We start from the raw sequence: 8,441 nt of genomic DNA on the forward strand, positions 1-8,441 counted from the left end.
ACTAACTTATACGCATTTCAACAATTGTTTATCTTATGTCTTTATACATGTCAGATTGATTCTTATCCTTATCTCTTGTATCATATTAACGGGAAAATTTTTTAGAGGGAGAATAATTGACAATGGAAAACTACAGAGAAAATCTGGAGATAGATCTTAAAGATCTGGCCAAATACATCTTCAAATTTTGGAAGACAATAATTCTTTTTGCCATTATCGGATTGATACTTGGAACTGCATTATGCGCGGTTAAAGATTATAAAGAAGCACATTCCGATAAAAAGGAAAATGAGTTTGCCGATCTTGATATCGAACTTTCGGACAAGCAGCTCGTCGAGGTTGAGCTTGCTCTCGATACATACAAGGTTTATCAGAAAACTCGCGAAACCGTAAAGAGCAGCATTCTTCAAGACCTTGAAAAATTCAATGCTTCAAATGACATTGATAAAGACGGCGCAGAGGGTCTTTGGTACAAGATACAGGCACTTAATACATCCTCAACCGCACAGCTTTCAGGTGGCGGTTCTGTTTACGGTTCACTTGATGCCGATCAGAAAAAAGCTTTTGATATAAGAATAAAAAGATTCGAAACCGAGGAGGTTATTGCTGCAACTCCTTATGACAATCACTTAAAACTCGGCTTCTTGGGTGCCTTTGGATGCGCTTTTCTTGCGATCGTATTCCTTGCACTTATATATGTTCTTTCACCCAAGCTTAAAACCGAAGATGATATCAGATCTGCATTTAAGCTTCCGGTACTCGGTTCCATCGTAAAGAAAACCGACGACGGACTTGCTGTTATCTGCAGCAGCATCATGGCTCTTGCACATGGCAAAAACGCCAAGAACATCCTTCTTTGCTCATCTCTTGCAGAAGGCGGCGCAAGCAGCTACATGACACAGGTTGAGGAATTCCTTAAGGGTAAAAACATTCCCGTTTCAATTGCTAGCAACATCTTAAGCGATCCTTCTTCAATCGATAAAGCCGCTGAATCCGACGGACTTATCTTATTTGAGGGTATCGGCGAATCAACTTATGAAAACATCAGCAGAGAAGTTGAACTTACAAACAACCTCGGAATCAACGTTCTCGGAACGGTTGTCGTTAAGTAATCAGCCTGCAAAGGAAGCAATAAAACAAAAGAAGCAATCACGTAATGTGGTTGCTTCTTTTTTGGTTATGGTCTGATAATATCTACGATATTGTCACCGTATTCTATTTTATTTCTCTTAAGGAACTCATTAAACTCAGGAACATCCTCGGGGTTAATAAGTACTCTGGGGTCATGGGCATCACAGCCAATGACAAACTTCGCTCCCATCTCGGAAGCCATCTTAAAGAACCTGTCACTCGGATAATGTCTTCCATCAACAAATCCGTAGACATTTACTTCAAGCGGGAAATCAAGCTCTATTGAAGCTTCTACGATGCGTCTCATATGCTTAAGATATTTTTCTTCATCTCCCGTATAGTTCATAAGATCGGGATGACACAGATATGTAAAAAGACCTGTCTCCATTCCTTCAATGGCAAGGTCAACATATGCTTTTAACTTATCTTCGTCGTTTGTCGGAGCTCCGACATAGAATCCGTCCACTTCATTCGGCGCAAAGTGCTGCCCCAGGATCATGTAATCAAGCGGAAACTTTCTAAGCTCATCCATCAGACGATCAAAAAATCTGTGTGAATATTCAACCTCATATCCTATAAGGATCTGTATCTTATCTTTGTACTCTTCTCTCAAGCTTACAAGAGTGGATGTGTAATCCTCAAGTTCCGACATATCCATTCTGATTCCCGAAACAAAGCCCTCGGGATAAGGCTGTGGAACATGATCGGAAAAACCCAGTATCTTATAACCTTTTTTTATCGCGGCTTCTATATATTCTCTCTCCGAGCCGGCGGCATGCTTACACCTTATCGTGTGGGTGTGGTAATTTGCTAACATCTAAAGCGCTCTCCTTATCCTTTTACCGCTCCCGCTGTCATGCCTGAAATGAAATACCTGTTAAATCCTATATAGATGAGTATCATTGGAACCAGTGAAATCGCTGTACCCGCAAGCATCAAATTCCAGGAAGATGCGGCATCTCCCGAAGACTTAAGATGCATTATGCCTACAACCAAAGGCATGCGAGAAGTGTCCGTCATTGTAAATACCATCGGAAGCATGTAATCATTCCACGCACTTCTGAACGCGAGTATGGCAACAGTAGCTATAAGCGGCTTGCAAAGAGGAAAGATGATCCTTGTATATATTCCTGCAAAAGAGCATCCGTCAATCTTGGCAGCCTCGTCAATCTCCTTTGGAATGGATGTGATGAAACCTCTCGCGATGAAAAGATTGGTAACATTCATTCCGAAGACACGTATTATAATAACGCCCCACAGTGATTTATTCAAATGCACCGCCTTCATTATCATAAGAAGTGGATAAAGAGTCAGTGTACCCAATGAAACAAACATTGATGAGACCATAAAATAGAAAATTATCTCTTTTCCCTTAAAGGTACCTCTGGAAAAAGCATATCCACAAACGGTACTGGACATTATCGCACCTATAACACAAAAGAACGATAAGAAAATACTGTTCTTGGTATAGGTTGAGAAATCCGCAAGTTCCCATGCTTTAGAATAATTCTCAAGAACAAAGTGTTTTGGAATAAGCGTGTTTCCCGTCGTCAAAATGTCCATGTTACTCTTGAATGAGGACATGAAAGTGTAGAAAACCGGAAAGAAACTGAGCATAAAGAATACCAACAAAAAGAGGTAGATAAGCGTGTTTCCGAAATTTCTTTTTACCCTGTACATATTCTGCCTCCCTTAGCCTTCGTATTCTTTCAGTTTTTTGGTAGCCTTGAGATAAACAAAGGTCACCAATCCAAGGAAGATTGCCGTGATAAGCGCCATCGCGGAAGCATATCCGACTTCTATATTCCTTCCTGATTTTCCGAAGAACGACTTGTATATGTATGTCATGACAACCTCGGTTGTACCCCCGGGCTGTCCGTTTGTGCATGATATTACGAGATCGCATACCTTAAGACTTCCTACAATCGCCATGAGAAGTATCGACTGGAATATCGGAGCTATCATGGGAAGAGTTATCTTAAAAAATCTCGTTAGTCCCGTAGCTCCGTCTATACTTGCGCAGTCATAGAGTTCCTGTGGAATGCTCTGAAGCGCCATCAAAAAGAAGATCATATTGATACCGTAGTTCTGCCATACCGATGCTATTCCCAATATCAGCATGGCTTTCCACTTGGTATTGAACCAGTTGATTGGCTTTTCTATAAGACCTATATTGGCAAGAATACCGTTCACCATACCGTTGTGTGATGCAAACAGGAGTGAAAAGATAAGTCCTATAATAACCGCCGATATGATCGCCGGAAGAAAAAGTGTAACCCTGAAAAAAGCCATTCCTTTCAGTTTCTTGTTAAGAAGAACCGCAAGGAGGAGGGCTAGCGGTATCTCTACCGCCAGCTTTCCAGCCGAGAGGATTACAGTATTGAGAAGAGACTGCCAGAAATCGGGATCTCTTTTGAATGCTCTGACAAAGTTGGCCAGACCCGTGAAATCGCAATCGCCGAATCCGCTGTAATTTGTAAACGCATATCTTAGTATGTAAACGATCGGAACGTAGCTGAACATGATAAAACCGACAAAAAACGGAAGTATCATCAAGAACGCTTGCACATTGTCGTCGCTGAGTCTAAGCTTTTTTCTCATATCTTATATTAGTCTCTCTTTACGTTATAACTTGAGGGTGCGATATAATCTTTTAGCTCTGCTTCATCAAGCTCTTTTAGTCCGCCGTTCAAGCGATCGTCAAGATCTTTCAAAACAGTAGCCGCATCCTCCGAATATCCGCCCGAGAAGAGCTTTGCAAGTGTTTCTCTTGCGGAAAGTCCTTCGTATGTGATAACACCCTTGGGGTCAGCCATTCTTACTATGAACTGATTGTCCTTGAATGTTGAGAACTCTTTCCATCCCTTTACGGATGATTCTCCCGCGATATCAAGAACTTCGCTTCTGTAAGGAATATACATTCCCTGCTCGTACATCTCTACAAGATTCTCATCTGCATAGAACCACTCAAGAACTCTTGCGATCTTAGATGTATCTTTTGCATCGAGTGCCTTCTTGGCAACACCGAGAAGATCGACTGCGGCAACCATCTCTTTGTAGTCGTAACCTCCTTCTTTGATCGTAGGAGGATCGCATACTACCCAGTTGCACTCTGCAGGGAACTGCTCTGTGTAAACAGCAACATCAAAACTTGCTGCCATAACGATACCGACTCTGCCTGCGGCAAACTGCGCTCTTGCAGTGTCTGCATCCATATTCTCGTATCCGGGGAATACGCTTCCGTCATCGATCATTCCGAGAATATCCTGTACGATCGGAAGTCCGTCTGAGTACTTATAGGTTCCGGAAACGGCATCATAACCGAAGTGTCCGAGCGCTGCTGAGGATACACTGTAAATATAATGATCGAGTGTCCATCCGCTCTGAAGCGCAAGGAAGAATCCGTATGCCTCTCCGTTCGAAGCGTCTGTAATGATCTTGGCATCTTCTCTTACCTGATCCCAGGTTGTGGGAATTTCCTTGATTCCTGCCTTGTCAAAAAGATCCTGATTTATGATCATCTTATATGACTGAAGGCTGTAAGGAAGTGTATAAACCTTATCATCAAAAACCTGATCGCCTATGATAAGATCGTCCTTACTGTACTTTGAAAGAAGTGAATCGCTTCCCTCAAGATCTGAAATAGGTACCGCATATCCGGCACTTACATATTTTGCAAAAGTATTGGATGACGGTCTGAAAAGATCGGGACCGTCATTAGCCATGAGAGCTACATTGACTACGTCCGCATAATCAGAACCATACACCGTATAGTCGATCTGGATCCCCTCTTCTTTTCCGATCGTGTTGTTAAACTCTTCTACCTGAGCTTCTCTGATAGTCTGTTCATGTGCATTGTCACTCCATACCGTAACAACCTGAACATCGCCCGCAGGAGCCTTTTCGCCGTCCGCAGTTTTATCTGCTCCATCAGAACTTGTCTGCGAAGCAGTATCACCCGTTCCGCTGTTTCCGCACGCTGATACCGTCATTGCCAGCATTACGGAAGCCAGTATTAGCGACATGATTTTTTTCTTCATTAATTTCCCTCCTCCATTAAAAAACGTTAATCCTTTATAAAATGATTATATGAACTTTTTTGCACCCGGAACAGTTGGAATTTTTTTACACCTTTTATACAATCAACATAGGTAGTACAATACAAAATACATGGGAGGGTGTAAATTTTATGGCAATCAGTGTTCTATTGCTATTAATATGTGCGATGGTACTTATTTTTCTTGTGCCGCACAGCAGATACGGTCTCCCCATGTTCTTCATGATCATCGGTATCATTTTTACAACCATTTCGGTTCTTTTTCAGTATTACAGTTCATCAAGTTATGTCCCGCCCACATATTTTCCGCTTCGTGATCTCGATATTTTCATATACAGATTCGTCGGCCACAGCTTCAAGCTCCCGATGAAATACATGCAGCTTGTAAGGAATCTTGGCGTTGTCATCTACCTTCTCGGAATCTCAACACTTATCGATGTTATAAGACGAAACGTCAAACAGGGCGGACCCGACACTTCAGTTACGGCTTTTCTTGTTTCAAAGATCATATTCGCAGTGCTGGCCGTAGCTTATCTTTGTTTTTACAGCACCAAAAACGCCTTTTCCGCGTATTTAAAATATCATTCCATGAATGAGATCTCGCAACACAGATTGAAACTTCTTTACAGCTTTACACACTCCGTTTTCAGCATTGTCATCGTAATCTACATGTTTTATCCGCTTCTTTTTTTCCTTTTTAACCTGGTAAAAAAGAAGATGACATGTTTTCTCAGTACAACGATAATACTGTTTACAAGTGTCTCTTTAATAAACATCGCTTTCTATCACTTTATTTTTGTCGGCCTGTTCAAAAACAGCCCTTCATATGTATTTAACACGGGATTTTGGTTCTTTAACAGAATTAAAAGGATCCCTCCGATGTACATAAGTCTCTATCCCGTGTTTGCGCTTGGAATCCTCATCTTTATCGTTATCAGCATTAACGGATTCTTTTCCCTGGATCTTATCGCATATTCCAGAAACAGGGTTTTGAAAAAGCAGATCGATGATCTTAATTACAATCTAAAAGACGTCTTTCATTCGGAAAAAAATCTGATGTTCTCAATGAACATCCTTGCAAACGAAGCGCTCTCTTCCTACGGAACAGACGAGGGAAAAGAAAAGCTTGAAAGAATAGTCGCGATATCCAATAAGCAGATGAAAGCCCTCTCCGATTCACTGGGTGCTATCAAACAGCTTCATATAAAGCCAAACGCCGTCGATATCAGATCTCTGACTGACGAAGCGATAGAGCAGGCCGGAATTCCGAATGATATAATTTTAGAAAAAAGATATTGCGATTTCCCCGTACTATGTACACTCGATAAATATCACACCCTGCATGCAATATCCAACCTCATCATCAATTCGCTTGATTCACTCTCGATGCAGAATGATTCTTCAAGCGGCGAAGAAAAAAAGCTTGTGATAACTATTGAAGCGAGCGAAGAATGGGTATACTGGTCTTTGTGGGATAACGGAACGGGAATCGCTCCGGGCTCCGTCAGAAAACTTTTGATGCCCTTTGCTTCTACCAAGTCCAAGAATTCAAATTGGGGCATAGGACTTCCGTATGCGTTTAAAGTCATAACTTCTCAGCTTGGTCAGATGCACATAACGGGAAGTAAGAAAAAAGCCGACCACCACGCTCTTGTGGAAATTCTTTTACCCAGGAGAAAAAAAGAAAATGGATAAGATAAAAATACTCATCGCAGATGACAATAATGAAATAAGAGATTACTTTGGCGGAATCATATCTCACGAGCCCGATATGGAACTTATGGGAAGCGTTTCATCGGGGATAGACGCTGTCTCTTTTGCCCTTGAAAACAAGCCTGATATAGTCCTCATGGACATACAGATGGAGACAAGAACCGCCGGAATAGATGCAGCTAAGCGCATCCTAGCGGAAGACAACAATATCAAGATTGTGATCCTTACGATCCTTGAAGACGACGATCTTCTGTTTCAAGCTTACTGCGCCGGTGTTATGGACTATATTATCAAGACCGATTCAATCACACAGGTTCTCTCTTCCATCAGGAACGTATACAAAAACCGGTTGATCTTACGTCCGCAATACGCCGAGAAGATCATTGAAGAACTCAGCCATGTCAAGGAACAGCAAAAGAGCCTTTTCATGTTCATGAACATACTTACCAAGCTCTCAAACAGTGAATTTGAGATACTAAAGAGTTTGTACACGGGAATGACCTACAAGCAGATATCGGAGCTTCGATATGTATCGACCGTAACGATAAAGAGCCAGGTGCACAGCATTCTCAAAAAATTCAATATGAAGAACATCAAGGAAGTTCTTAAAGAGCTCAGAGTTGTGGGATTTGAGCAGTTTATCGATCAGAACGGCAGGTGAGTTATGTTTTAACTCAAAATACATTAAATTTAGTCTAAATCCTATTTATTTGATAGGTGATTAGTGATAATATATAGTAACCAATTTGTTTTTTATAAAGGAGAGCAACTATGCAGAGAGTCGAGAAATTTTTAAAAGAAGCACAGACATACTACCTTGCAACAGTAGATAAAGACCAGCCCAGGGTACGTCCCTTCGGCACAGCAAATATTTTTGAAGGAAAGCTTTATATCCAGACAGGAAAGTCAAAAGATGTATCTAAGCAGCTCCACGTAAATCCCAAGTTTGAGATCTGCGCATTCAAGGACGGCACATGGCTCAGAGTATCCGGAATCCTTGTAGAGGATGACAGAAGGGAAGCTCGCCAGGCTATGCTCGATGCTTATCCGGAGCTTAAGAACATGTACAGCGCCGACGACGGAAACACAGAAGCATTCTACATTAAGGATGCTACAGCAACATTCTACTCATTCACCGGAGCACCTGAAACAATTACATTCTAAAATAATAAAACGCAAGACGATAAACGTCTTGCGTCAGACTGTAGACAAAGTGGTCTTGAGAGCATAGCTCTCAAGACCATTTTTCTTCTTAAGCCGGATTTTCATAATAAAAATGGTCAAAACAGCCCTTATCAGGCCATTTCTAACCGCCATTCATTCTTGATTCTTGCAAGCTTTTTTAGATTCATACACGCAAAGGTAAGCGCGACCTTCATTTCCATCCGCGCCTTTCCATACATCTGTGTATATCTAAATCCATGATTCTCTTTGGCTGTCCCAAAGATTCTCTCTATTGTTTCTTTCCTGTGAGAATAGAGATCTTTCATCCCCTCGGTGTATCTTATGTCATCACATTCTTCCATGTAATCTTCCCAGA

8 protein-coding genes and 1 pseudogene are annotated in these 8,441 nt (G+C 41.5%); 4 read left to right on the plus strand and 5 right to left on the minus strand.

The genetic code is table 11. The annotated features are described in order from the left end of the window. Positions 1 to 122: 122 nt before the first annotated feature. Positions 123 to 1,112, plus strand: a complete 990-nt coding sequence (locus BM377_RS11375) for a hypothetical protein (RefSeq protein WP_092248294.1) — start codon at positions 123 to 125, stop codon at positions 1,110 to 1,112. A 65-nt stretch (positions 1,113 to 1,177) separates the two neighbouring features. On the opposite strand, the gene BM377_RS11380 is transcribed toward BM377_RS11375, so the two are convergent. From BM377_RS11380 to BM377_RS11395, 4 genes are read right to left on the minus strand one after another with little or no spacing between them, the layout of a single operon-like run. After that, the gene (locus tag BM377_RS11380; protein WP_092248297.1) at positions 1,178 to 1,948 is read right to left on the minus strand and encodes a histidinol-phosphatase; all 771 of its coding nucleotides are present in this window, start codon (positions 1,946 to 1,948) and stop codon (positions 1,178 to 1,180) included. A gap of 14 nt (positions 1,949 to 1,962) precedes the next feature. Continuing rightward, entirely contained in the window at positions 1,963 to 2,811 is an 849-nt protein-coding gene (locus tag BM377_RS11385) for a carbohydrate ABC transporter permease (protein WP_092248300.1), read from the minus strand. Between the two features lie 12 nt (positions 2,812 to 2,823). Beyond that, entirely contained in the window at positions 2,824 to 3,732 is a 909-nt protein-coding gene (locus tag BM377_RS11390) for a carbohydrate ABC transporter permease (protein WP_092248303.1), read from the minus strand. Positions 3,733 to 3,740: 8 nt separating this feature from the next. After that, the gene (locus BM377_RS11395; protein ID WP_092248306.1) at positions 3,741 to 5,171 is read right to left on the minus strand and encodes an ABC transporter substrate-binding protein; all 1,431 of its coding nucleotides are present in this window, start codon (positions 5,169 to 5,171) and stop codon (positions 3,741 to 3,743) included. A gap of 149 nt (positions 5,172 to 5,320) precedes the next feature. On the opposite strand from BM377_RS11395, the gene BM377_RS11400 reads away from it, so the two are divergent. From BM377_RS11400 to BM377_RS11410, 3 genes are all read left to right on the plus strand, one after another. After that, entirely contained in the window at positions 5,321 to 6,883 is a 1,563-nt protein-coding gene (locus BM377_RS11400; protein ID WP_092248309.1) for an ATP-binding protein, read from the plus strand. Continuing rightward, on the plus strand, positions 6,876 to 7,562 hold the full coding sequence (locus BM377_RS11405) for a response regulator transcription factor (protein WP_092248312.1): 687 nt from the start codon (positions 6,876 to 6,878) through the stop codon (positions 7,560 to 7,562). The genes BM377_RS11400 and BM377_RS11405 overlap by 8 nt, the downstream gene beginning before the upstream one ends. Before the next feature lie 110 nt (positions 7,563 to 7,672). Beyond that, positions 7,673 to 8,065 (plus strand): pyridoxamine 5'-phosphate oxidase family protein, encoded by a 393-nt coding sequence (locus tag BM377_RS11410; RefSeq protein ID WP_092248315.1) that lies wholly within the window; start codon positions 7,673 to 7,675, stop codon positions 8,063 to 8,065. Between the two features lie 33 nt (positions 8,066 to 8,098). Here the strand turns inward: BM377_RS11410 and BM377_RS11415 are convergent. Further along, positions 8,099 to 8,441: pseudogene (locus BM377_RS11415) on the minus strand (transposase); the annotation flags it as partial.

Source organism: Butyrivibrio sp. INlla21 (assembly GCF_900116875.1).
Taxonomy (GTDB): domain Bacteria; phylum Bacillota; class Clostridia; order Lachnospirales; family Lachnospiraceae; genus Butyrivibrio.

Bases quoted from the DNA above. Each gene is read 5' to 3' on its own strand.
- BM377_RS11410 (WP_092248315.1), top strand. From the start codon at position 7,673: ATGCAGAGAGTCGAGAAATTTTTAAAAGAAGCACAGACATACTACCTT.
- BM377_RS11400 (WP_092248309.1), top strand. From the start codon at position 5,321: ATGGCAATCAGTGTTCTATTGCTATTAATATGTGCGATGGTACTTATT.
- BM377_RS11375 (WP_092248294.1), top strand. From the start codon at position 123: ATGGAAAACTACAGAGAAAATCTGGAGATAGATCTTAAAGATCTGGCC.
- BM377_RS11390 (WP_092248303.1), bottom strand. From the start codon at position 3,732: ATGAGAAAAAAGCTTAGACTCAGCGACGACAATGTGCAAGCGTTCTTG.
- BM377_RS11405 (WP_092248312.1), top strand. From the start codon at position 6,876: ATGGATAAGATAAAAATACTCATCGCAGATGACAATAATGAAATAAGA.
- BM377_RS11380 (WP_092248297.1), bottom strand. From the start codon at position 1,948: ATGTTAGCAAATTACCACACCCACACGATAAGGTGTAAGCATGCCGCC.
- BM377_RS11395 (WP_092248306.1), bottom strand. From the start codon at position 5,171: ATGAAGAAAAAAATCATGTCGCTAATACTGGCTTCCGTAATGCTGGCA.
- BM377_RS11385 (WP_092248300.1), bottom strand. From the start codon at position 2,811: ATGTACAGGGTAAAAAGAAATTTCGGAAACACGCTTATCTACCTCTTT.